Raw genomic sequence first — 23,719 nt, 5'->3', positions numbered from 1 at the left:
GCCGGTTCGGTGGCCTGCCAGGAGTTCATCACCCAGTTGGGTCGTAACTTCCAGGTGATTTACGAGCAGGCCAACGCGCACGGCCAGAAGGTGCAGACGGCGGGCAGCAACATGTCCAGCACGGACAGCGCCGTCGGGTCCAGCTGGGCCTGACTTGCAGCTTCAAAGCGGGGCCGCACACCAACCGGTGTGCGGCCCCGTTCTTTGTCCGCCGGGCTATCCGGCGACCGGTGAACGCGGAATTATCTTGGAGCGCAGGCCGACTCGCGACCGGCCGTTGCGCGGGCCAGCGGTCTTGGCAAACCCCGCGGTGGCCGTGGGCGACGGTGCCGCCCCCCACCCGCCCGGCATGACGTTGGCGTCCAGAGCGGGTGGCGGGATGACCGACGACACCTCATCGGCCCAACTCGGCGGCACCGACAGCGTGCCGAGCGAGGCCGCCCGGCCGAGCCCGGCGTCGAACTCGAGGGTTTCGATGCCCAGGCTCGTCGAGCTCTGCGCCAGCAGCGAGGTCACGCCGGGGGGCAGCGCCGCTCGGGTGCGCGTGGTCGCGAGGGTCTGCAGGGCCCGCGGCACCGAGGAGATCAGCCGGGCCGCGGTCGGCTGGGCAATGCCGCCGGAATTGGTCGTTTGGGGCGGTGACGCGAACGCCGAAAAGGCCGATGCCGAAGCCGAATTTGCGGCGTAGTTGTACATCGCCGCCGCGTCCTGGGCCCACATCTCGCCGTACGCGGCCTCGGTGGCCATGATCGCCGGCGTGTTCTGCCCGAAGACGTTGGTCGCCGTCAACGCGATCAGCTGAGCCCGGTTGGCCGCGATCAGCGGCGGTGGCACGGTCATCGCGTGCGCGGTTTCGAAGGCGGCCGCGGCGGCAGTGGCGTGCACGGCCGCCTGCGCGCACCGCGCCGCCGTGGCGGTCATCCACGACAGGTAGGGCGTCACCGCGGCCGCCATCGACGCCGACGCCGGCCCCAGCCACGGCTCGTCGATCAGGGCCGCGATCACCGCCTGGTAGCCGCTCGCGGCGTCGGTCAGCTCGGCGGCCAGCGACGCCCAGCCCTCGGACGCGGCCAGCAGGGTGCCGGGCCCGAGGCCCGAATACATCCGGCCCGAGTTGATCTCCGGTGGCAGCGCGCCAAAGTCCATCGCCTAGCCCCGCCTCGCGCACGGGTTTGCTGGCCTTGCCGCGCGCGGGTGGCGTCGCTGCGCTCGCGGCCCCGCAGCGTCGTCGTGGTCGACAACCCGTCGCGGGGCGGCAAGGCCCGCGCGACGCCCCACCAGACAGGGGCGGCGACCGTGCCGAGGGGCGCCGGCGAACGCCCGGGCGTCGGCGCCAGGCCGCCACCCCACGGTAGCCGTCGGATCGGCCTGCTCCGCCGTGGCCGTCGCCGGGCTGGGGCAACCGACGCCCGGGCCGTCATCGGCGGTCGCCGACGTCGATTCCGATGGTGTGGGCGAAAGAACCGTCGCGAGACTCATTCGGCGCTACCGCATTTCGTAACCTCACGTAACTTCTCGGTAACGCAAATCGGGACGCCGACGCCCTTCCCCGTCGCGCGAGCGTTTCGAAATTCGGCGGCGGCGGCAAACGCGCGGCGTCTTATGGTCAATGAAATCCGTTCTCGGCGAATAGATTTGGATTGCTACCTAGCGAATTGGTTTTGCATTTTCGATCCAACAATCCTGCATGCCAGCATTTTTGGAAAATTCCACTCTTCTCGGTTTTACCGATCAAACAGATATAACACAGATGGTTGGGCGGCGCCCGCCGTAAGCCACGCGCCTCCCGATTATTTGAGAACTCTATGAAGCTCGTGACAACCAAATGTGCAGTTGCCAGAATGTAGGAACATGACTGTGATGTCCGGATATGCGAGCAGCCAGCGGCCACGCCAGGCCATTCTGGGGCAGCTGCCCCGCATCTATCGTGCCGATGGTTCGCCGATCCGGGTTTTGCTGGTGGACGACGAGCCCGCGCTGACCAACTTGGTGAAGATGGCGCTGCACTACGAGGGCTGGGTCGTCGACATCGCCCACAACGGCCGGGAGGCCATCGCGAAGTTCGAGAGCGTCAACCCCGACGTGCTGGTGCTCGACATCATGCTTCCGGACGTGGATGGGCTGCGGATACTGCAGCGGATCCGTGAATCCGACGCCTACACCCCCACGCTGTTCCTCACCGCCCGCGATTCGGTGATGGACCGTGTCACGGGCCTCACCGCCGGCGCCGACGACTACATGACCAAGCCGTTCAGCCTCGAGGAGTTGGTCGCTCGGCTGCGCGGGTTGCTACGCCGCTCCACGCAGCTCACCCCGCCGGCGGCCGAGACCTTGAAAATCGGCGACCTGCACATGGACACCGCGAGCCGGGAGGTCACCCGCGGCGGCACCCAGATTTCGCTTTCGTCGACCGAGTTCGAATTGCTTCGCTTCCTGATGCGTAATCCCCGCCGCGCGTTGAGCCGGACCGAAATACTGGACCGCGTCTGGAATTACGACTTCGCCGGCCGCACCAGCATCGTGGATCTGTACATCTCGTACCTGAGAAAGAAGATCGACTCCGGCAGGGAGCCCATGATCCAAACCGTCCGCGGCGTTGGGTACATGCTGCGACCGCCCGAATGACCGGCGAGCCGAACACCAAGTCCAGGGACCTTCCGCGGTGGCTGCCCCATTCGTTGCGCCGCCAGTTGCTTTTGGGCGTGCTGGCCGTCGTCAGCGTGGTACTGGTGACGGTCGGCGTCGTCTCGGTGCTGAGCCTGCGCGGCTACGTCACGGCGATGAGCGACGCCGACGTCGCCCAATCCCTTGACGCGCTGAGCAATTCGTACACGCGATACCGAAACGGCGACCACGGTTCGAAGGATCGCGGCGCCCAGCCGCTCGCGCAGGCGATGCTGGAGTTCACCGATCAAACGCCCGGAAACGTCATTGCCGTACTCCACGACGGCGCGGTGATCGGCTCCGCGGTCTTTTCCGAAGCCGAGGCGCGGCCCGCGCCCGCCGACGCGGTGCACGCCATCGAGTCTCAGCCCTGGCCCGACGACGCCCCGCCGCGCACCGAGAGGCTGGGCAGCCTCGGTTCCTATCGGGTCGACAGCCGGGCCTACGGATCCGACCTCCTGGTCGTCGGGGTATCGCAAGCCCGGGCCAACAAGATCATCGCGCGCAAGAACATCACCACCACGGCGCTTGTCGCGGCGGCCCTCGCGGTCACCGCTGGGCTGACCATCTGGGTGGTCGGCATCACCCTTCGCCCGCTGCGCCGGCTCGCCGCCACCGCCGCCGAAGTCGCCGCCATGCCGCTGACCGACGGCGACCACCGGATCAGCGTCAGGGCGCAGCCCAACGACACCGATCCCGACAACGAGGTGGGAATCGTCGGGCACACGCTGAACCGCCTGTTGGACAACGTGGATAGCGCGTTGGCGCATCGCGCCGACTCGGACCTGCGGATGCGGCAATTCATCACCGACGCCAGCCACGAGTTGCGGACCCCGCTGGCCGCGATTCAGGGATACGCCGAGCTGACCCGCCAGGACAGCTCGGCGCTGCCGCCCACCACCGAATACGCGCTCGCCCGCATCGAGTCGGAGGCGCGGCGCATGGCGGTGCTCGTCGACGAGCTGCTACTGCTCTCGCGCCTGGGCGAGGGCCAAGACCTGCAGACCCAGGACGTCGACCTGGCGGACCTCGTCGTCAACGCGGTGAACGACGCGGCGGTCGCGGCGCCGACCCACACGTGGGTCAAAGACCTTCCCGACGAACCGGTTTGGGTTCGCGGTGATCACGCCCGGCTACACCAACTGGTCAGCAACCTGCTCAGCAATGCGCGGGTACACACGCCGCCGGGCGTGACGGTGACCACCGGTATCACCTGCCGGCGCCGCGGCACGGAACCGCCCTACGTCGAACTGACCGTCGTCGACGACGGCCCCGGTATCGACGCGGATCTCCTCCCCCGGCTGTTCGAGCGGTTCGCGCGCGCCGACACGGCCCGGTCCAACGGTTCGGGCATCGGGCTGGGCCTGGCGATCGTGAGTTCGATCGTCAAGGCCCACCACGGCTCGGTGACCGCCGAATCCGCGCACGGCCGAACCGTTTTCCGGGTCCGGCTGCCGATGATCGACGATCCGGTGGCCAACGGCACGTCGAGCCTGTAATCCTGCAGGCCCTTACTCGCAATTTGTCTGCAGATTTACAGGGTCGGCGAAATATGGCGGGCGACGGCCGTTAATGAACCGTAAAGGTGCACTACGGCGCCGTTAGGAAAGCGTCAACCAAACGGCCCTTGCGCACCGCCCCCGTTTAGTTTCGAGTTGACCTTGCCTCCGAGGACACTCGTTGAGGTTTTCTAAGCGCGGAACGGAGACAAGATGGGCGTGTTGGTCTACGTCTTGCTGACGATCGGGGTGTTTTCCCTCCTCGGCCTGACGCAGAAGCTGGTCGAGCGGCTGTGAACTACGAAAACGTTGTCGGCTTGGGGCTTTCCGTCGTCCTTGCGCTGTACCTCGGGGTCGCCCTGCTGTTCCCGGAGAGGTTCTAGTGAGCGCGACAACCGCGGGGCTGATCTTCCTCGCCTTCCTCGTCGTGGCGCTGGTGGTAGTGCATGTGCCGTTCGGCGACTACATGTACCGCGTGTACACGTCGGAGAAGGACTCCTCCGTCGAGCGCCTCATCTACCGTGCAATCGGCGTCGATTCGCGCTCGGAGCAGACGTGGGGGGCCTACGCCCGCAGCGTCCTGGCGTTCTCGTCGATCAGCATCCTCTTCCTTTTCGCGTTCCAGCTCGTGCAGGACAAACTGCCGTTGCACCTGCACGATCCGGCCACCAAGATGACGCCCGCGCTGGCGTGGAACACCGCGGTCAGCTTCGTCACCAACACCAACTGGCAGGCGTATTCCGGCGAGTCGACGCAGGGCCACCTGGTGCAGATGGCCGGGCTGGCGGTGCAGAACTTCGTCTCGGCCGCCGTCGGCATGGCGGTGGCGATCGCGCTGGTGCGCGGCTTTGCCCGCAAGCGCACCGGCGACCTGGGGAACTTCTGGGTCGACCTGGTGCGCACGGTGCTTCGCATCCTGTTGCCCATTTCGATCATCGCCGCGATCGTGCTCGTCGCGGGCGGCGCGATCCAGAATTTCCACCTGCACGACCAGGTCGCCACCACGCTCGGCGGCGCCCAGCAGACGATCACCGGCGGCCCGGTGGCCAGCCAGGAGGCGATCAAGGAGCTCGGAACCAACGGCGGCGGCTTCTACAACGCGAACTCCGCACACCCGTTCGAGAACCCGACGACGTGGAGCAACTGGCTGGAGACCTTCCTGCTGCTGGTGATCAGCTTCTCGCTGCCGCGCACGTTCGGGCGCATGGCGGGCAGCACCAAGCAGGGCTACGCGATCGCCTCGGTGATGGCGAGCCTGTACGCGTTCAGCGTGTTCTTCATGATGTGGTTCCAGCTGCAGCACCACGGCACGGTGCCGACCGCGGTCGGCGCGGCCATGGAAGGCGCCGAGCAGCGGTTCGGCGTCGCCAACTCGGCGGTGTTCGCCGACTCCACGACGCTCACCTCGACCGGCGCCGTCGACTCTTTCCACGACTCCTACACCAGCCTCGGCGGGATGATGGCGCTGTTCAACATGCAGCTCGGCGAGGTCGCTCCCGGCGGCACCGGCTCGGGCCTGTACGGCATGCTGATCCTGGCGGTGATCACCGTTTTCGTTGCCGGACTGATGGTGGGGCGCACCCCGGAATACCTCGGCAAGAAGATCAACCCACGCGAAATCAAGCTGGCCGCAAGCTATTTCCTGGTCACCCCGCTGATCGTGCTGACCGGGACCGCGGTCGCGATTGCGCTACCCGGCGAACGCGCCGGGATGCTCAACACCGGCCCGCACGGGCTGTCGGAGGTGCTGTACGCGTTCACCTCCGCCGCGAACAACAACGGCTCCGCGTTCGCCGGGATCAGCGTAAACACCAACTGGTACAACACCGCGCTCGGACTGGCGATGGTCTTCGGACGGTTCCTCCCGATGGTGCTCGTCCTGGCGCTGGCCGGTTCGCTCGCCAAACAGGGCCACACGCCCGAATCGGCGGGCACCCTGCCCACCCATCGCCCGCAGTTCGTCGGAATGGTCGCCGGCGTCACGGTGATCCTCGTTGCCCTCACTTTCCTGCCCATGCTCGCGCTCGGGCCTCTCGCCGAAGGAATCCACTGATGACCGCGACCGCCGTCGATCCGTCCGAGCAGACGCAGCCCGCGACTCCCACCGAGAAGAAGCGGGTCCAGGGCGGCCTGCTCGACCCGAAGATGCTGTGGCGCTCGATGCCGGACGCCCTGCGCAAGCTCGACCCGCGCACCCTGTGGCGCAACCCGGTGATGCTCATCGTCGAAATCGGCGCCGCCTGGAGCACCGTGCTGGCGGTCATCAACGAAACCTGGTTCGCGTGGCTAATTGTCATTTGGCTGTGGCTGACCGTGCTGTTCGCCAATCTCGCGGAGGCGGTGGCCGAGGGTCGCGGCAAGGCCCAGGCGGAAACGCTGCGCCGAGCCAAAACCCAGACGCTGGCCCGGCGCCTCAAGAACTGGACACCCGGCGGCCCCGGGGTCGAGGAAGAGGTCGCGGCGCCGTTGTTGCAGCAGGGCGACATCGTCGTGGTCGAGGCCGGACAGGTGATCCCGGGCGACGGTGACGTCGTGGAAGGCATTGCGTCGGTGGACGAATCGGCGATCACCGGCGAGTCGGCGCCGGTGATCCGCGAGTCCGGGGGCGACCGGTCCGCGGTCACCGGAGGCACCACCGTGCTGAGCGACCGCATCGTCGTGAAGATCACCCAGAAGCCGGGCGAAAGCTTCATCGACCGGATGATCGCGCTCGTCGAGGGCGCCAACCGGCAGAAGACCCCCAACGAGATCGCGCTGAACATCCTGCTGGCCGCGTTGACGATCATCTTCGTCTTCGCAGTCGCGACCCTGCAGCCGCTGGCGATCTACTCCAAGGCGAACAACCCGGGCGTCCCGGACACCCAGGCGCTCAACGCAAGTGGCGTCACCGGGATCGTGATGGTGTCGCTGTTGGTGTGCCTGATCCCCACCACGATCGGCGCGCTGTTGTCGGCCATCGGCATCGCCGGGATGGACCGGCTGGTGCAGCGCAACGTGCTCGCCATGTCCGGGCGCGCGGTGGAGGCCGCCGGCGACGTCAACACGCTGCTGCTCGACAAGACGGGCACCATCACCCTGGGCAACCGGCAGGCCGGCGCATTCGTCCCACTCGACGGCGTCACCAACGAACAACTCGCCGACGCCGCGCAATTGTCCAGCCTCGCCGACGAAACGCCGGAGGGACGCTCCATCGTCGTGTTCGCCAAGCAACACTTCGGGCTGCGCGAGCGCGCTCCGGGCGAACTCGCGCACGCCCATTGGGTGGAGTTCTCCGCCACGACGCGGATGTCCGGGGTCGACCTGGACGGGCACCAGCTCCGCAAGGGTGCGGCCAGCTCCGTCGCCGAATGGGTACGCGCACAAGGCGGTAAGGTGCCCACGCAACTCGGCGAGATCGTCGACGGCATCTCCGCCGGCGGCGGCACCCCCCTGGTTGTCGGTGAGTGCCTCAACGGCGATGCGACGGTGCTCGGCGTCATTCACCTCAAGGACGTCGTCAAGCAGGGCATGCGCGAGCGCTTCGACGAGATGCGCAAGATGGGCATCCGCACCGTCATGATCACCGGTGATAACCCGTTGACGGCCAAGGCGATTGCCGACGAGGCGGGTGTCGACGACTTCCTCGCGGAGGCCACGCCGGAGGACAAGCTGGCGCTGATCAAGCGTGAGCAGGAGGGCGGCAAGCTGGTCGCGATGACCGGCGACGGGACCAACGACGCGCCGGCCCTGGCTCAGGCCGACGTCGGCGTGGCGATGAACACCGGGACCTCGGCGGCCAAAGAGGCCGGCAACATGGTCGACCTCGACTCCGACCCGACCAAGCTCATCGAGATCGTCGAGATCGGCAAGCAGCTGCTGATCACCCGCGGCGCGCTCACCACGTTCTCCATCGCCAACGACATCGCGAAGTACTTCGCGATCATCCCCGCGATGTTCGTCGCGCTGTTCCCCGGGCTGGACATGATCAACATCATGCGGCTGCACAGCCCCCAGTCCGCGATCCTGTCCGCGGTGATCTTCAACGCCATCATCATCGTCATGCTGATCCCGCTGTCGCTGCGCGGCGTGCGCTACACGCCGAGCAGCGCGTCAAAGCTGTTGAGCCGCAACCTCTATGTTTACGGGCTCGGCGGCATCGTTGCCCCGTTCATCGGGATCAAGGCAATCGACCTCATCGTCCAATTCGTCCCCGGGATGTCCTGACATGAAGTTCTCCAGTTTCGTCCGCATGCACTGGGCGGCCTTCCGCGCGCTGCTGGTGCTGACCGTCATCACCGGCCTCGCCTACCCGGCGTTCGTCTGGCTGGTGGCGCAGCTCCCGGGCCTGCACGACAAGGCCGACGGCTCGATCCTCACCGCCAACGGCAAGACCGTCGGGAGCCGGCTGATCGGCCAGCTGTTCACGGACAAGGACGGGAACGCGCTGCCGCAGTACTTCCAGAGTCGTCCCTCGGCCGCCGGCACCGGCTACGACCCGCTGAACACCAGCGCGAGCAACCTCGGTCCGGAGAGCATCGTCGACACGCCCGCGGATCCGGCGCTGCTGACGGCCGGGAAATCCGCGTCGGATGCGGGCTTCAAGCCCAGCCTGCTGACGCAGGTGTGCACGCGCAGCACCGCGATCGGTCAGCTGGAGGGGGTGGACGGGTCCCGCCCGTTCTGCACGGGCGGCGGCGTGGGCGCGGTGCTGTCCGTGATCGGACCCCGCGACGCCCGCGGAAACGTCCTCCACCCGACCCGCGTGGTGAGCCTCAACGAGCCGTGCCAGTCGACTTCGGCCCCATTCCTGACGATGTACGAGGGCGTGCGGGTCGAGTGCGCAAAATACGGTGACGACTACACGATCGGCCAGATCGTGCCCATCCGCGGGGCTGCGCCCGCCAACCCGGCCGTCCCCGCCGACGCGGTCACCGCCAGCGGCAGCGGCCTGGACCCGAACATCTCGCCGGCCTACGCCGACATCCAGGTCGCCCGGGTGGCAAAGGCCCGACACGTCAGCCCCGATCAGATCCGCGGGGTGCTGGCGCAGTACCGCAGCGGCCGCGACCTCGGGTTTTTGGGCGAGCCGACGGTCAACGTGCTGGAGCTCAACCTGGCGCTCGACCACCGATTTCCGGCTAACGGCTAGCGCGGAGGGGGATGATGGTTGACGTGAGCGCGACCGACCACCATCCCAAGCGCGGCGAGCTACGCATCTACCTCGGCGCGGCACCGGGTGTAGGCAAGACGTTTGCGATGCTCGGTGAGGCGCACCGGCGCTTGGAACGCGGCACCGACCTGGTGGCGGCGGTGGTCGAGACCCACGGGCGGGCGAAAACCGCCGAGCTGCTTGACGGTATCGAGATCATCCCGCCGCACTACGTCGACTATCGCGGCAGTCGGTTCCCGGAGCTCGACGTGCCGGCCGTGTTGGCCCGCCATCCCCAGGTGGTCCTGGTCGACGAACTCGCCCACACCAACACACCGGGCAGCAAGAACGAAAAGCGTTGGCAGGACGTCGAGGAACTGCTCGACGCCGGGATCACGGTGATCTCCACGGTCAACATCCAGCATCTGGAGAGCCTCAACGACGTCGTCGCCCAGATCACCGGCATCGAGCAGCAGGAAACCATCCCGGATTCGATCGTGCGCCAGGCTTCGCAGGTCGAATTGATCGACATTACCCCGGAGGCGTTGCGCCGCAGGCTATCCCACGGCAACGTCTACGCCCCGGCGCGGATCGACGCGGCGCTGTCGAACTACTTCCGCGCCGGAAACCTCACGGCGCTGCGGGAATTGGCGTTGCTGTGGCTGGCCGACCAGGTCGACACCGCGCTGGCCAAGTACCGCGCGGAAAACAAGATCACCGACATGTGGGAGGCGCGCGAGCGGGTCGTGGTGGCGGTGACCGGTGGCGCGGAATCGGAGACGTTGGTGCGGCGGGCGTCGCGGATCGCGTCGAAGTCCAGCGCCGAGCTGATGGTGGTGCACGTTATCCGAGGTGACGGCCTGGCCGGCGTGTCGGAGCGCAGGATGGGCAAGATCCGCGAGTTGGCGAACAGCCTGGACGCGTCACTGCACACCGTGGTCGGTGACGACGTGCCCACGGCACTACTCGATTTCGCGCGTGAGAACAACGCCACCCAGCTGGTCATCGGCACGTCGCGGCGGCCCCGGTGGGCGCGCATCTTCGAGGAGGGCATCGGCCCGACGATCGTCGAGCGGTCCGGGAAGATCGACGTGCACATGGTCACGCACGAGGAATCCACGCGCGGCCTCCACTTCGCGTCGCTCGTGCCCCGCGAGCGACGCGTCGCATCGTGGCTGGCAGCCGTCATCGTGCCGTCGGCCGTCTGTGCGGTCTCGGTGACGCTGCTCGACCCGTACCTGAACAACGCCGGCGAGAGTGCACTGTTCTTCGTCGGGGTGCTGCTGGTGGGGCTGTTGGGAGGCGTTGCCCCGGCGGCGCTCTCGGCCGTGCTGTCCGGGCTGTTGCTGAACTACTACCTGATCCCACCACGACACAGCTTCACCATCGCCGAACCCAACAGCGCCATCACGGAATTGGTGCTGTTGATGATCGCCGTCGCCGTCGCCGTCCTCGTCGACGGCGCGACCAAACGCACCCGGGAGGCCCGGCGCGCCTCCCAAGAGGCCGAGCTGCTGACGCTGTTCGCCGGGTCGGTGCTGCGCGGCGCGGATCTCGAGACGCTGCTGGAGCGCGTGCGGGAGACCTATTCACAGCAGGCCGTCAGCATGCTGCGCGAGCCCAGCGAGGAAGAGCGCGCAGCGGGAAAGAAGAGCTACATCGTCGCGTGCGTGGGCAAAGATCCTTGCGTGAGCGTTGATTCCGCCGACACCGCGATCGAGGTCGGCGACGACGAGTTCTGGATGCTGATGGCCGGCAAGAAGCTGTCCACCCGCGATCGCCGGGTGCTCAGCGCCGTGGCCAAGCAGGCTGCCGGTTTGATCAAGCAGCGCGAGCTGGCCGAGGAAGCGAGCCAGACGGAGGCGATCGTGCGGGCCGACGAGCTGCGGCGCTCCCTGCTGTCGGCTGTCAGCCACGACCTGCGCACGCCGCTGGCGGCGGCCAAGGTCGCCGTGTCCAGCCTGCGCGCCGAGGACGTCGCCTTCTCCCCCGAAGACACGGCGGAATTGCTGGCCACCATCGAGGAGTCCATAGACCAACTGACCGCGTTGGTGGGAAACCTGCTCGATTCCTCGCGTCTGGCCGCCGGGGTAATCCACCCGGACCTACGCCGGGTGTATCTGGAGGAAGCGGTGCAACGCGCGCTGGTCAGTATCGGCAAGGGCGCCACCGGGTTTTACCGATCGGCGATCGATCGCGTCAAGGTCGACGTGGGCGATGCCGTGGTGATGGCCGACGCCGGGCTGCTGGAACGGGTGCTTGCGAACCTGATCGACAACGCGTTGCGCTATGCGCCCAACTGCGTGGTTCGGGTCAACGCTGGCCGAGTCGGTGATCGCGTCCTGATCAACGTCATCGACGAAGGCCCCGGAATCCCGAAGGGCACCGAGGACCAAATCTTCGAAGCCTTCCAGCGGCTGGGTGATCACGACAACACCACCGGCGTCGGACTCGGAATGTCGGTGGCCCGCGGCTTCGTGGAGGCGATGGGCGGCACGATCTCGGCCGGTGATACCCCGGGCGGGGGGCTCACCGTCGTGGTGGATCTGGCTGCGCCGCAGGATTTCGGTGCGCTATGACCCGCGCCAGCGACGATGCAGAGCGAAGCGATGAGGCGGGGGCACCTCCCGCTTGCGGGGGAGAGCGGCGCCGATGACCCGGGTGTTGGTGATCGACGACGAGCCGCAGATCCTGCGTGCGTTGCGCATCAACCTGTCCGTGCGGGGTTACGAGGTGATCACCGCGTCGACCGGCGCCGGGGCGCTGCGCGCGGCCGCCGAGCACAAACCCGATGTCGTGATTTTGGACCTCGGCCTGCCCGACATCTCCGGCATCGAGGTGCTGGGGGGCCTGCGCGGCTGGCTCTCGGCGCCGGTGATCGTGTTGTCGGCGCGCACCGATTCGTCGGACAAGGTCGAGGCCCTCGACGCCGGCGCCGACGACTACGTGACGAAACCCTTTGGGATGGATGAGTTCCTGGCGCGGTTGCGCGCCGCGGTCCGTCGCAACGCGGCGGCGTCGGAGACCGACGAGCCCGTCATCGAAACCGACGCGTTCACCGTCGATCTGGCCGCCAAGAAGGTCACCAAGGACGGCGCCGAGGTGCATCTCACGCCGACCGAATGGGGCATGCTCGAGGTGCTGGTGCGCAATCGCGGCAAGCTGGTGGGCCGCGAGGAGTTGCTGAAGGAGGTGTGGGGCCCGGCGTATGCCACCGAGACCCATTACCTGCGCGTGTATCTGGCGCAGCTACGGCGCAAACTCGAGGACGACCCGTCGCATCCCAAGCACCTGCTGACCGAATCGGGAATGGGCTACCGTTTCGAGGCGTGAGTGTGCAGCCACGGCGTCGCGTGTGTATCGGTGGCGGAAATTTCGCGATTTCGCCGCCCTGCGCGCACACCGAAAGCCCTCAAGTCACAACGATTCCCGGCTAGGTCACATACGCCACACTGGCATCTGGTCGGGGGCGGCACCCTTTGTGCCCGCCTCAGAGCGACACTTGGCCGCCGCACGCAACGCGAGCACCCGTTGATGTATTCGGTGTTCGGTCGAGCGCGGGATATAACCCGGCCCGTACAACCCGCGCCGAAGCCGGCGCACCCTGTCCCGCTCCGTCTCCCAACGCAGAGCATCCGAAATGACTTTCGATGCCCTCCCGGGGACGCAAAAGCCTTGCGCTTCAAGCGCATGGAGCATTTCGGCGACCGTTGCCCGCCCATTATGAGCGAGATGCATCGCGAGCACGTAGCGCAGTTCGATTCCTCGAAGGTTCATTGCCCCAGGGTCGCATACCCGTACGACAACGGCTCAAGTTGTCGCTTTGAGGCGGGCACAAAGGGTGCCCCCTCCGCGCGGGTACTAATGGGGCGGATGTGACTCACCCGGCGATCGATCGCGACGGCAGAATTTGTCGCTATGAGGCGGGCACAAAGGGTGCCGCCTCCGCGCGGGTACTAATGGGGCCCATGTGACTCAGCGGCGATCGACAGCACGATGCCGTCCAGGATGTCGTGTTCGCTCACGATCAACTCGTCGATGCCGGCGCGGGCGCGCAGCTCGCGCGCCAACTCCTCTACCACGATCGCACCGCCGCCGATCACATCGGCCCTACCCTCGTGCATCGGCGGCAGCGCGGCGCGCTGGGAGCGCGTCATCCCGATCAGCCGCTCGCACACCGCCAGCAGATCACTGCCCGGCACGCGTGAAAGATGAATGGCCGCAGAGTCATACGCCGTCATGTTGTGCGCCAACGCGGACAGCGTCGTCATCGTGCCGGCCAGCCCGACCCACGTCCGCGCCCCTTCGACATCCACCACGCCCAACGCGACGTCCAGCCGCTCGCGCACCACCTCTCGGGCGGTCGCTACCTCGTCGGACGTGGGCGGGTCGGAGTGCAGGCAGCGCTCGGTCAGCCGGACGCATCCGATGTCGGCCGAGTGGGCGGCCACCACCCGCTCGCTGCCGAACACGATCTCGGTGGAGCCGCCGCCCAGGTCGACGACGACGAAAGGCGCGGCAGCGCTGTCCAATTCGCCGACAGCACCGTGGAAGGAAAGCGACGCCTCCTCCGCGCCGCTAATCACCTCGGCCACCGCGCCGGGCAACACCGCACCCAGCACCTCGGCCGTCATCGCAAAGAACACATCGCGATTGGCGACATCGCGGGCCGCCGACGTCGCCACCATCCGCACTCGCTCGACGCCGTGCGCCTTCAGTAGCGACGCATAGTCGGTCAGGGCGGCGCGGGTGCGTGCGATCGCGTCGGGGGCGAACTCCCCCGTCGCGTCGACGCCCTGCCCCAGCCGCACGATTCGCGTCTCGCGATGCACGTCGTCCAGCCGGCCGTCGCGCGCATCGGCGATCAGCAACCGGATCGAGTTGGTCCCGCAATCGATCGCGGCGAGCCGGCTCACCACTGCCCCGCTACCAAGACGCCGTCCATCGCCGGGTCGTCGGCCAGCACCGACAACGCCTCGTCCCCAAGCGGATTCACTCCGGGGCCCTTGGCCAGCGAGTGCGCGATCAGCACGTGCAGGCACTTGACCCGATCCGGCATCCCGCCGCCGGAAAACGTCGTGCCCAGCGGTTCGATCGCGTCACGCTCGGCCAGATACGATTCGTGGGCCCGCCGATACGCGGCCGCCAGCTCAGCATCGGTCCGCAACCGCTCGGTCATCTCGCGCATCAATCCCGTCGTCTCGAGTCGGCTCGCCGCCGCGGTCAGCACCGGGTGGGTCAGGTAGTACAACGTCGGAAAGGGCGTGCCGTCAGGCAGTTTCGGTGCGGTCTTCACCACGCCGGGTTCGCCGTTGGGACAACGGTAGGCGATCTCGAGCACCCCGCGCGGCTCGCGGCCGAGCTGGCGCGCCACCGCCTCCAGATCGGCACGATCAACCACCGGGAGCGATGGGGTTCGGCGGGGCCTCCGGTGGCGGCGGGGCGGCCGGCGGCAGGTGGGGCGCGTCGGCGATGGTGTGCCACAGCGAGGTGTACCACGGGTTGTTGTTCGCCGGTTTCGCCGCGTCGGCGCCGGGCTGCGGGGACGCCGCCGCCGTCGGCGGAAGCTGAACCTGGAACGGAATGTCGCCGGGCATCACGAAACCGAGGCGCTCGCGCGCCTGCGCCGCAATGTATGCCGGGTCGCCGAGCTTGACCTTCTTCTGCTCGAGGTCGGCGATCTGGCGGCGCAGCGCGGCTTCGCTCGCGGCCAGCTGATTCATCTCGGTGCGCTGCGCGAAGTAGGTGCGCACCGGGCCGGCGATGGTCAGCGTCAGCACGCAGATCACCGCGGCCAGCACCGCCGCCCGTCGAGCGGTGAACCCGAGCCGCTGCTCGGAGCGTTGTTCGACGGACTCGGCTGCCTGGCGCTTGATGGGCTCGACGACACGCTCCTGCACCGTCCTCTGCGGCGGCGCGGAGGGCTTGGCGGCTCGACGGCGCCGAACCGAATCGCCGGCCTTCCCCGGGCGCGATGCCGGGGAGCGACGTTTCGGATCGGGCTTGGGCGTCAAGCTATTTCAACCTACTTCTGCTCCAGGGCGAACCGCGGGAAGGCCAGATCACCGGCGTAGCGTGCCGCGTCGCCGAGGGCTTCCTCGATCCGCAACAGTTGATTGTATTTGGCCACGCGCTCGCTGCGGGCGGGCGCGCCGGTCTTGATCTGGCCGCTGCCGACGGCCACCGCCAGGTCGGCGATGGTGGTGTCCTCCGTTTCGCCGCTGCGGTGGCTCATCATCGTGCGGTAGCCGCTGTGGTGGGCCAGCGCGACCGCGTCGAGCGTCTCGGTGAGCGTGCCGATCTGATTCACCTTGACCAGCAACGCGTTTGCCACGCCCTTTTCGATGCCCTCTTCGAGGCGCTCGGGGTTGGTGACGAAGATGTCGTCGCCGACGATCTGCACCCGGTCCCCGATCGACGCGGTCAGGGCCGCCCAACCATCCCAATCGTCTTCGGAGAGCGGGTCTTCGATGGACACCAGCGGATAGGAGCCGAGCAGGCCGGCGTAGAACTCGGCCATCTGTTCGGCGGTGCGCGCGCTGCCCTCGAAGGTGTAGCCGGTGCCGTCGGCGTAGAACTCGGTGGCCGCCGCGTCGAGGGCCAGCGCGACGTCGGTCCCGAGTTTGAAACCTGCCGACTCGATGGCGCGGCCGATCAGATCCAGCGCCGCGGTGGTGCCCGCGACGTCGGGGGCGAACCCGCCCTCGTCGCCGAGTCCGGTGGAGAGCCCCTCCTTCTTCAACACCGACTTGAGCGAGTGGTAGACCTCGGCGCCCCATCGCAGCGCCTCCGCGAAGCTGGGCGCGCCCAGGGGCGCGACCATGAACTCCTGGATGTCGACGCCGGTGTCGGCGTGGGCGCCGCCGTTGAGGATGTTCATCATCGGCACGGGCAAAATGTGCGCGTTCGGGCCGCCGATGTAGCGGAACAGCGGCAACTCGGCGGAATCGGCGGCCGCCTTGGCGACCGCCAGCGAGACGCCCAGGATCGCGTTGCCGCCCAGCCGCGACTTGTCGGGGGTGCCGTCGAGGTCCACCAGAGCCTGGTCGACCAGCCGCTGGTCGTCGGCGGCCAGGCCGATCACGGCGGGACCGATCTCGTCAAGCACGGCCTGCACGGCCTTTCGCACGCCCTTGCCGCCGTAACGCTCACCGCCGTCACGCAACTCGACGGCCTCGTGTTCGCCGGTCGACGCGCCGGACGGCACCGCCGCGCGGGCGAACGTCCCGTCCATCAGAGCTATCTCGACCTCGACCGTCGGGTTGCCGCGGGAATCGAGGATCTCGCGGGCCCCCACCTGCTCGATAATCGGCACTGGGTTCTCCTTGTCGTCGCTGGCGCCGTCAGCGATACATCCTGCTACAGCGGGTGATGCGCCGCATAAGCGGTCGCCCAGTCCCGCACCGCCCGCGCATAGACACCGGAGTTGTTGTAGGCCCGCAGCGCGGTGATCCACCCCCGCGGTGTGGCGAGATCTTTTCCACGCCAACACAGGTAACCCGCCGCCGCGAGCGCCGCGTCGTCGATGTTGTCGGGGCTGACGACGCCGTCGTTGTGCGCGTCCACCCCGTACAGCCGCCACGTCTCCGGGATGAACTGCATCGGCCCCATGGCGCGCACCACCCCGGCCTCGCCCTCCGCGCCGTCCTCGCTGTCGACGATGCGCAGCGTGCCCCCGGTGCCGTCCAGGCGAACGCCCCGAATGGGGGGGCTCACGTCACCATTCGGCGACAGCGTCGCGCCCCGGTAGGTGCCGTGGTGGCTTTCGACCTGCCCGATGCCGGCCAGCGTGGTCCATGCGATGTGGCACTTGGGGTTCTCCACCTCGGCGACGCGCGCGGCGTACGCGTAGGCCTCCAGCGCGACGACGGGAATCTCCAACGCCGCCGACCGTTGCTCGGCCCACTGGCGCAACTGATCCGCGGGCCGCCCGCTCAGGTGAGTGTCGACCGGCGGCACCGGATCCCCCGCCGGCGGCGGCACCCCTTCCGGGATGAACAAGCTCAACTGCCAGGTGCAGCTGGAGGCGAGGATCATGGCGGTCGCACCGATCACGGCGACCGCCCGCAACCAACGCCTCGGCGACACCATGCCCCTCTGAAACTCCCCTGGACTTTCCCTACACAAACTCGACCACGACCATCGTCCCACGCGATTCGGCCGTACCCCGTCGATTACGGCCCCGCGCCCCCCGATGCGGCGTCGATCGTCAGGCAATTTGGCGTTTGCTACCAGCAACTACGGCCGGGTGACGGCGACACACGGGACCGACCTACTTCCGGCCCCGACGCTTCTTGGAGCCACCCTCCGACGTCTTCGGCCGGGCACCGTCGTCCACCTCCGGCTCGGCGACCGCCTCGCCCAACGGCTCGCCGTCGACGGCCAGCGAGGCGGACGGCCAGTGCGCACGCCACTCCTCCTCGGTCACTTCGCCCAGCGGCGCCACATCCAGCTCGACCGGCACGCTGTCGCCGCGGCGGCTGGCGACGATCGACCTCTCCACACCGCGGACGGTGTCGACGAACTCCAAAACGGCCGTGCGAAGCGCGCTTTCCGCGTCGACATCGGCCGACACGGAGACCGAGGTGATTTCGGCCGGGATCAGGTCGGCGGGCAGCCCCGCCTTCTCGGCGCGTTGAATCACCTTCTGCGCCAACGCCAATGCCGGTTGACCGGTGTGAACGTCGTCCATCACTGAATTCCGGGACTTCTCGGCGGCCTTGCGCTCCTCCCACTGCGCCAACTGCTCTTCAAGCGAAATCGACTGTCCCGCAAGCACTCCCGGGACCCGATTGCCGAGCTTGCGCATCAGGGTGACGGCGACATCGTCGATCGTGAACGGCAGCTGCGGCGCGTCCTCGGCGATGCGAGCGTGAAAGAGCACCTGCAGCAACACGTCGCCGAGTTCCTCGCGCAGCAGGTCGGCGTTGCCGCTGCCCACCGCGTCCAGCAGCTCGTAGGTCTCCTCGAGCAGGAACCTGCGCAGCGAGTCGTGAGTTTGCTCACTCTCCCAGGGCCCCGCGGTGCGCAGCTTGTCCATCATCGCGACGGCGTCGACCAGGCGCTCGCCGCGCGGCGTGTCCGGCGCCGAGATCAGGCGGGCCCCGGCGGCCAACCGGGCGACGACGGCGGGGTGGTCGGGATCGGATGACAGCAGCACCGGCGCGTCATCCCCGGAGTGCACGGGCCGCGCGGCGGGCAGCGACCAGGGCACCGCGACCGGCATCTCCTCGGTGTACTGCACCTCGCCGGCGAGGTGCTCGATTGCCTCGACCGGCACCAGCGACGGACGGCGGGGGTCGAACAAGACGACGATCATCTCGCCTGTCGCTCCTCCCCGGACACCGGTGCTGGCTGTGACCCCGTTATACCAACCTCCACCTGTGGCTTTCCCTGCAGCGCCGTCACGAGGTTGGCCACCATCTGCAGCAACTCGACGTCGCGGAGGCGGGGCGCGCCGACACCGCCGGCCCGCGGAATGGGCACCTGGACGGTGGACGTCGTGGCGCGGTAGTGCGCCGCCGGATACATCCGCTTGAGCCGCACCTGCGCCGAATCCAGCAGCGTCACCGGCGACAGCCGCACGGTCGACGCCGACGGGGCCGACACCTCGGTGATGCCGGCGGCGCGGCACAGCAGCCGCAACCGCGCGACGGCCACCAGCCGCTCGGCGGGCTCGGGCAGCGCGCCGTAGCGGTCGATGAGCTCCTCGACCACGGCGCTGACGGCGGCGTCGTCAGCAGCGGCGGCGAGCCGCCGGTAGCCCTCGAGGCGCAGCCGATCGCTGGCGATGTAGTCCGGCGGCAGGTGCGCGTCCACCGGCAGGTCGATCCGGACGTCCTTGGGCTCCTCGGGCGTGGTGACCGTTTCGCCGTCGGCGGCGGCCCGGTACGCCTCCACCGCCTCGCCGACGAGCCGCACGTACAGGTCGAAGCCGACCCCGGCGACGTGGCCGGACTGCTCGACGCCCAGGACGTTGCCGGCGCCGCGGATTTCGAGGTCCTTCAGCGCGACGGCCATACCGGCACCCAGCTCGTTGTTCTGCGCGATGGTCGCCAACCGGTCGTACGCCGTCTCGGTCAGCGGCGCGTGCGGCGGATAGAGGAAGTAGGCGTAACCGCGCTCGCGGCTGCGCCCGACCCGGCCGCGCAGCTGGTGCAGCTGGGACAGCCCGAAGGTGTCGGCACGCTCGACGATCAGCGTGTTGGCGTTGGAGATGTCCAGCCCGGTCTCCACGATCGTGGTGCACACCAGGATGTCGTATTCGCGGTTCCAGAAGCCCTGCACGGTGCGTTCCAGCCGCTCCTCGGGCATCTGCCCGTGCGCGACGACGACGCGCGCCTCGGGCACCAGCTCGCGCACGCGGGCCGCGGCCCGGTCGATGGAGCTCACCCGGTTGTGCACGTAGAACGCCTGGCCGTCGCGCAGCAGCTCGCGCCGCAGGGCGGCCGCGACCTGCTTGTCGTCCTGCGGGCCGACGTAGGTCAGCACCGGGTAGCGCTCCTCGGGCGGGGTCAGGATCGTCGACATTTCCCGGATCCCGGCCAGGCTCATCTCCAGCGTGCGCGGGATCGGGGTGGCGCTCATGGTCAGCACGTCGACGTGGGTGCGCAGCGACTTGATGTGCTCCTTGTGCTCGACGCCGAACCGCTGCTCCTCGTCGACGACGACCAGGCCCAGGTCCTTCCAGCGCACCCCGGTCTGCAGCAGCCGGTGCGTGCCGATCACGATGTCGACCGTCCCGTCGGCCAGGCCCTCGATGACGGCGCGGGACTCGGCGGCGTCGGTGAACCGGGACAGCCCCTTGACGGTCACCGGGAAGTCGGCCATCCGGTCGGTGAACGTCTGCAGGTGCTGGTCGGCGAGCAGCGTGGTGGGGACCAGCACGGCGACCTGCTTGCCGTCCTGAACCGCCTTGAACGCCGCCCGCACCGCGATCTCGGTCTTCCCGTAGCCGACGTCGCCACAGATCACCCGGTCCATCGGGATCGGCTTCTCCATGTCGGCCTTGACCTCGGTGATCGCGGTGAGCTGGTCGACGGTCTCGGTGAACCCGAACGCGTCCTCCATCTCGGCCTGCCAGGGGGTGTCCGGCCCGAACGCGTGTCCGGCGCTGGCCTGCCGTTTGGCGTAGAGGGCCACCAGCTCGCCGGCGATCTCGCGCACCGCGCGGCGCGCCTTGGTCTTGGTGTTTGCCCAGTCGCTGCCGCCGAGCCGGCTCAGCGCAGGTGCCTGCCCGCCGACGTAGCGTGACAGCTGGTCCAGCGAGTCCATCGGGACGTACAACTTGTCGGAACCACCGCCCCGCTTGCTCGACGCGTATTCGAGCACCAGGTATTCGCGCCGCGCGCCGCCGACGGTCCGCTCGACCATCTCCACGAACCGCCCGATGCCGTGCTGGTCGTGCACCACCAGGTCCCCCGCCGTCAGCGCCAGCGGGTCGACGGTGTTGCGCCGCTTGGCCGCCAGCCGCTTGCCCTCGGCGGCCGTGGCCCGGTTGCCGGTCAGGTCCGTCTCGGTGATGACGACCAGGTTGGGGGGATCGCCCGGGATTATCAGGCCGTCATGCAGCGGACCCTTGAGCACGCCGACCACACCGGCTTTGGGGGCGGCGCCCGGCTCCAGCATGGCGGCGGGGGTGTCGGACTCGGCAAGCCGCTCCACCACCCGGTGGGCGGTCCCGGTGCCGGGCGCGACCACCGCGGCGTGCCCGCCGGTGCTGACGTGGGCGCGCAGCATCGCAAAGATGCCGTCGATGTCGTGTTGGTGGCCGCGGGCCGACGGCGCCGTCCGGACGTCGAGCTCCACGGCCGACTCGTCCGAGAGTTGACTCAGCGTCCACCAGGGGTGACCCGACCGGGCCGCCGCGGCGCGCACGTCGTCCAGTTCGGTGAAGCCCGACCCGCCGAACTGCTCCAGGTCGACGGGCGCGTCCGTCCCCAGCGCCGCCACCGACCAGGACGCCTCGAGGAATTCGCTGCCCGTCTTGATCAGGTCGGCGGCCCGGGTGCGCACCTTCTCCGGGTCACACACCAGCACCGGCGTGCCCTCGGCCAGCTGGTCGGTCAGCAGCACGTGTTCGCCGGGACGCAGCACCGGCAGCAGCGCCTCCATCCCGTCGACCGTGATGCCCTCGCCCAGCTTGGCCAGCATGTCGGTGACGCTGCCGGTGATCGCGGGCTCGGCGCCGGAGTGGCGGGCGGCGAGCGCGGCGGCCCGCTCCCGCACGCCATCGGTGAGCAGCAGCTCGCGACAGGCCACCGCGATGACCGTGTCGACCTCGATCTCGGGGATCGAGCGCTGGTCGGCGACGGCGAACATCCGCATCTCGCTGACCTCGTCGCCCCAGAACTCGACGCGCACCGGATGTTCGGCGGTCGGCGGGAAGACGTCGAGGATCCCGCCGCGCACGGCGAACTCGCCGCGCCGACCGACCATGTCCACCCGGGTGTAGGCCAGCTCCACCAGCCGGGCGATGACGTCCTCGAAGGCGACCTCCAGACCGACGCTGAGCGTGACCGGCTCCACCGCGCCCAGCCGTGGCGTCATCGGCTGCAGCACCGAGCGCACCGCCGTCACCACCACCTGCAAGGGCGGCCCCAGCCGCGGGTCGGCGGGGTGAGACAGCCGGCGCAGCACCATCATTCGGGCGCCGACGGTCTCGACGCCCGGCGAGAGCCGTTCGTGCGGCAGCGTTTCCCACGACGGGAAGACCGCCACCGCGTCGCCGAGGACGCCGCGCAGTTCGGCGGTCAGGTCGTCGGCCTCCCGCCCGGTCGCGGTGACGACCAGCAGCGGCCCCAGCCGCGCCAGCGCGGTGGCGACGAATAGGCGGGCGCTGGCGGGTCCGACCAGGCTCAACTCGGCCGGGCGGCCGGCCGCGCTGTCGATCAACTGCTGGAACGTCGGCGCCGTCAGCGCCAGATCCACGAGCCCCGCGATCGGGGTTTCTGGGCGAGCAGGCCCCGGTCCGGTCATGATGAATCCATTCTAGGGGCGCATAAAGACGTCAATATTGGCCCCGGCGGCGTCAAGGGATCGTAAGAAAAGCGGCACCGGCCACCGGCCGGGCGCACGTTGAAGTCATGACATTGCTGGACATCCTGCCGTCCCTTGGAAAGGCGGCCCCCCGACGGTTCGATTCGACGATCTGGCCCGTCAACACACACTCCGACGAGGAGGGCCGGCTGTGCGTGGGCGGCGTGCCGCTCGTCGACATTGCCGACGAGTTCGGCACCCCGGCCTACGTGATCGACGAGGCGGACTTCCGCCTGCGCGCCCGCCGCTACCGCAAGGCGCTGCGCGACATCCGGGTGGTGTACGCGGGGAAATCGCTGCTGACCACCGCGGTGGCGCGATGGGCGCGCGAGGAGGGGCTCGGTGTCGACGTCTGCTCGGCCGGCGAGCTGGCCACCGCCCTGGCCGGCGGCGTGGATCCCGCACGGATAGTCATGCACGGCAACGCGAAATCGCCGGCCGAACTGCGCGAGGCGGTGCGCGTCGGCGTCGGGCGCATCGTGGTCGATTCGTGCATCGAAATCGCCTACCTCGCCGGCCTGGCGCGGCGGCGGCAGCCGGTGCTCATCCGGGTGACCCCCGACATCGACATCCACGGCGACCGCGCCGTCACCACCGGCATCAGCGACCAGAAGTTCGGGTTCACCCTCGCCGGTGACCAGGCCTCGGACGCCGCGAAGCGGGTGCTGGCACATCCCATCCTCGACCTGGTCGGCCTACACTGCCACATCGGATCGCAGGTCACCGACCCCGCCCTCTACGGCGAGGCGATTCGCCGGCTCATCGCGGCGATGGCCGACATCCGCGCGCAGCACGGGGTCGTGCTCACCGAGCTCAACATCGGCGGCGGCCACGCGATCCCCTACATTCCGGGCGACCGGGAGCTCGACCTCGACGAGCTTTCCCGGGTCGTCGAGGATGCGCTGGACGAGGCCTGCGCGGCCGAGCACTTCCCGCGGCCGAGGATCGTGGTGGAGCCCGGTCGCGCCATCAGCGGCCGGGCCGGGGTGACGCTCTACCGGGTGTGCTCGGTGAAGACGCAACCGGGCGCGCGCACCTTCGTCGCCGTCGACGGCGGGATGAGCGACAACCCGCGGGTGTCGCTGTACGGCGCGCAATACACCGTCACGCTGGCCAACCGACACCCCCTGGGTGCCAGGCTGCGCGTCACGGTCGCCGGACGGCACTGCGAGGCGGGCGACGAGATCGCCCGAGACATCGAGCTGCCGGCCGACGTGCACCCCGGCGACCTGCTGGCGGTGGCCTGCACCGGCGCCTACCACCACAGCATGGCGTCGAACTACAACCTGGTCGGCCGCCCGCCGCTGGTGGCGGTCAACGAGGGCCGGGCCCGCGCCCTGGTCCGCCGCGAAACGGTCGCCGATCTGCTCGCTCGCGACTGTGGCTAGTC

Annotated in this window: 18 protein-coding genes and 1 pseudogene; 10 read left to right on the top strand and 9 right to left on the bottom strand. The window is 68.7% G+C overall.

Going from position 1 to position 23,719, the window contains the following annotated elements; all coding sequences use genetic code 11:
• Positions 1 to 153: pseudogene (locus AWB92_RS19555) on the top strand (type VII secretion protein EsxI); the annotation flags it as partial.
• Positions 154 to 216: 63 nt separating this feature from the next.
• On the opposite strand, the gene AWB92_RS19550 reads toward AWB92_RS19555, so the two are convergent.
• Positions 217 to 1,146, bottom strand: a complete 930-nt coding sequence (locus tag AWB92_RS19550; RefSeq protein WP_085188589.1) for a PPE family protein — start codon at positions 1,144 to 1,146, stop codon at positions 217 to 219.
• 705 nt (positions 1,147 to 1,851) lie between these two features.
• Between AWB92_RS19550 and AWB92_RS19545 the strand changes: the two genes are divergently transcribed.
• The 8 genes from AWB92_RS19545 to AWB92_RS19510 all read left to right on the top strand — a co-directional run bounded on the left by AWB92_RS19545 (position 1,852) and on the right by AWB92_RS19510 (position 12,624).
• Entirely contained in the window at positions 1,852 to 2,625 is a 774-nt protein-coding gene (locus AWB92_RS19545; protein WP_085188586.1) for a response regulator transcription factor, read from the top strand.
• Positions 2,622 to 4,163, top strand: coding sequence for a HAMP domain-containing sensor histidine kinase (locus AWB92_RS19540; RefSeq protein WP_085188584.1), 1,542 nt, complete (start codon positions 2,622 to 2,624; stop codon positions 4,161 to 4,163). The genes AWB92_RS19545 and AWB92_RS19540 overlap by 4 nt, the downstream gene beginning before the upstream one ends.
• A gap of 293 nt (positions 4,164 to 4,456) precedes the next feature.
• Complete coding sequence (locus tag AWB92_RS29495) at positions 4,457 to 4,546, top strand: potassium-transporting ATPase subunit F (RefSeq protein ID WP_142282185.1); 90 nt, start codon at positions 4,457 to 4,459, stop codon at positions 4,544 to 4,546.
• Positions 4,546 to 6,216, top strand: coding sequence for a potassium-transporting ATPase subunit KdpA (kdpA, locus tag AWB92_RS19530; protein ID WP_085188582.1), 1,671 nt, complete (start codon positions 4,546 to 4,548; stop codon positions 6,214 to 6,216). The genes AWB92_RS29495 and kdpA overlap by 1 nt, the downstream gene beginning before the upstream one ends.
• Entirely contained in the window at positions 6,216 to 8,366 is a 2,151-nt protein-coding gene (gene kdpB, locus AWB92_RS19525; RefSeq protein WP_085188580.1) for a potassium-transporting ATPase subunit KdpB, read from the top strand. The genes kdpA and kdpB overlap by 1 nt, the downstream gene beginning before the upstream one ends.
• 1 nt (position 8,367) lies before the next feature.
• Complete coding sequence (locus AWB92_RS19520) at positions 8,368 to 9,291, top strand: potassium-transporting ATPase subunit C (protein ID WP_085188578.1); 924 nt, start codon at positions 8,368 to 8,370, stop codon at positions 9,289 to 9,291.
• Between the two features lie 11 nt (positions 9,292 to 9,302).
• Positions 9,303 to 11,870 carry a sensor histidine kinase KdpD gene (locus AWB92_RS19515; protein WP_085188576.1) on the top strand — a complete coding sequence of 856 codons (2,568 nt, stop codon included), beginning with the start codon at positions 9,303 to 9,305 and terminating at the stop codon, positions 11,868 to 11,870.
• 73 nt (positions 11,871 to 11,943) lie between these two features.
• Positions 11,944 to 12,624: a response regulator gene (locus AWB92_RS19510; protein ID WP_085188574.1), complete on the top strand. Its 681-nt coding sequence runs from the start codon at positions 11,944 to 11,946 to the stop codon at positions 12,622 to 12,624.
• Positions 12,625 to 12,729: 105 nt separating this feature from the next.
• Here the strand turns inward: AWB92_RS19510 and AWB92_RS30635 are convergent, their stop codons facing one another.
• The 8 genes from AWB92_RS30635 to mfd all read right to left on the bottom strand — a co-directional run bounded on the left by AWB92_RS30635 (position 12,730) and on the right by mfd (position 22,269).
• A complete protein-coding gene (locus tag AWB92_RS30635) occupies positions 12,730 to 13,068 on the bottom strand; it encodes a hypothetical protein (protein ID WP_085188572.1) in 339 nt (112 codons plus the stop codon).
• A 179-nt stretch (positions 13,069 to 13,247) separates the two neighbouring features.
• On the bottom strand, positions 13,248 to 14,210 hold the full coding sequence (locus AWB92_RS19500) for a Ppx/GppA phosphatase family protein (protein WP_142282184.1): 963 nt from the start codon (positions 14,208 to 14,210) through the stop codon (positions 13,248 to 13,250).
• The gene (locus tag AWB92_RS19495) at positions 14,204 to 14,692 is read right to left on the bottom strand and encodes a DUF501 domain-containing protein (RefSeq protein ID WP_085188569.1); all 489 of its coding nucleotides are present in this window, start codon (positions 14,690 to 14,692) and stop codon (positions 14,204 to 14,206) included. Before AWB92_RS19495 ends, AWB92_RS19500 begins: the two co-directional genes overlap by 7 nt.
• A complete protein-coding gene (locus AWB92_RS19490; RefSeq protein WP_085188567.1) occupies positions 14,685 to 15,305 on the bottom strand; it encodes a septum formation initiator family protein in 621 nt (206 codons plus the stop codon). Before AWB92_RS19490 ends, AWB92_RS19495 begins: the two co-directional genes overlap by 8 nt.
• An 11-nt stretch (positions 15,306 to 15,316) precedes the next feature.
• Entirely contained in the window at positions 15,317 to 16,606 is a 1,290-nt protein-coding gene (gene eno, locus AWB92_RS19485; RefSeq protein ID WP_085188565.1) for a phosphopyruvate hydratase, read from the bottom strand.
• 44 nt (positions 16,607 to 16,650) lie between these two features.
• Entirely contained in the window at positions 16,651 to 17,379 is a 729-nt protein-coding gene (locus AWB92_RS19480) for a lytic transglycosylase domain-containing protein (RefSeq protein WP_142282192.1), read from the bottom strand.
• Positions 17,380 to 17,563: 184 nt separating this feature from the next.
• Positions 17,564 to 18,610, bottom strand: a complete 1,047-nt coding sequence (locus AWB92_RS19475) for a nucleoside triphosphate pyrophosphohydrolase (protein WP_085188563.1) — start codon at positions 18,608 to 18,610, stop codon at positions 17,564 to 17,566.
• Positions 18,607 to 22,269 carry a transcription-repair coupling factor gene (gene mfd, locus AWB92_RS19470; protein WP_085188561.1) on the bottom strand — a complete coding sequence of 1,221 codons (3,663 nt, stop codon included), beginning with the start codon at positions 22,267 to 22,269 and terminating at the stop codon, positions 18,607 to 18,609. The genes AWB92_RS19475 and mfd overlap by 4 nt, the downstream gene beginning before the upstream one ends.
• Positions 22,270 to 22,376: 107 nt before the next feature.
• Here mfd and lysA point away from each other — a divergent pair, with 107 nt between their 5' ends.
• Positions 22,377 to 23,717 carry a diaminopimelate decarboxylase gene (gene lysA, locus AWB92_RS19465; protein ID WP_085188559.1) on the top strand — a complete coding sequence of 447 codons (1,341 nt, stop codon included), beginning with the start codon at positions 22,377 to 22,379 and terminating at the stop codon, positions 23,715 to 23,717.
• The last annotated feature ends 2 nt before the right edge of the window (positions 23,718 to 23,719 follow it).

Origin of the sequence: Mycobacterium sp. IEC1808 (assembly GCF_002101935.1) — a bacterium.
Lineage (GTDB): Bacteria > Actinomycetota > Actinomycetes > Mycobacteriales > Mycobacteriaceae > Mycobacterium.
Note: the sequence above shows the minus strand (reverse complement) of the source record. Positions and strands in the feature narration are given on the sequence as shown.

Coding starts and splice junctions, on each gene's coding strand:
- AWB92_RS19475 (WP_085188563.1), bottom strand. CDS start 18,610: ATGATCGTCGTCTTGTTCGACCCCCGCCGTCCGTCGCTGGTGCCGGTC.
- AWB92_RS19520 (WP_085188578.1), top strand. CDS start 8,368: ATGAAGTTCTCCAGTTTCGTCCGCATGCACTGGGCGGCCTTCCGCGCG.
- AWB92_RS19545 (WP_085188586.1), top strand. CDS start 1,852: ATGACTGTGATGTCCGGATATGCGAGCAGCCAGCGGCCACGCCAGGCC.
- lysA (WP_085188559.1), top strand. CDS start 22,377: ATGACATTGCTGGACATCCTGCCGTCCCTTGGAAAGGCGGCCCCCCGA.
- AWB92_RS30635 (WP_085188572.1), bottom strand. CDS start 13,068: ATGAACCTTCGAGGAATCGAACTGCGCTACGTGCTCGCGATGCATCTC.
- kdpB (WP_085188580.1), top strand. CDS start 6,216: ATGACCGCGACCGCCGTCGATCCGTCCGAGCAGACGCAGCCCGCGACT.
- AWB92_RS19510 (WP_085188574.1), top strand. CDS start 11,944: ATGACCCGGGTGTTGGTGATCGACGACGAGCCGCAGATCCTGCGTGCG.
- AWB92_RS19515 (WP_085188576.1), top strand. CDS start 9,303: ATGATGGTTGACGTGAGCGCGACCGACCACCATCCCAAGCGCGGCGAG.
- AWB92_RS19540 (WP_085188584.1), top strand. CDS start 2,622: ATGACCGGCGAGCCGAACACCAAGTCCAGGGACCTTCCGCGGTGGCTG.
- mfd (WP_085188561.1), bottom strand. CDS start 22,269: ATGACCGGACCGGGGCCTGCTCGCCCAGAAACCCCGATCGCGGGGCTC.
- AWB92_RS19550 (WP_085188589.1), bottom strand. CDS start 1,146: ATGGACTTTGGCGCGCTGCCACCGGAGATCAACTCGGGCCGGATGTAT.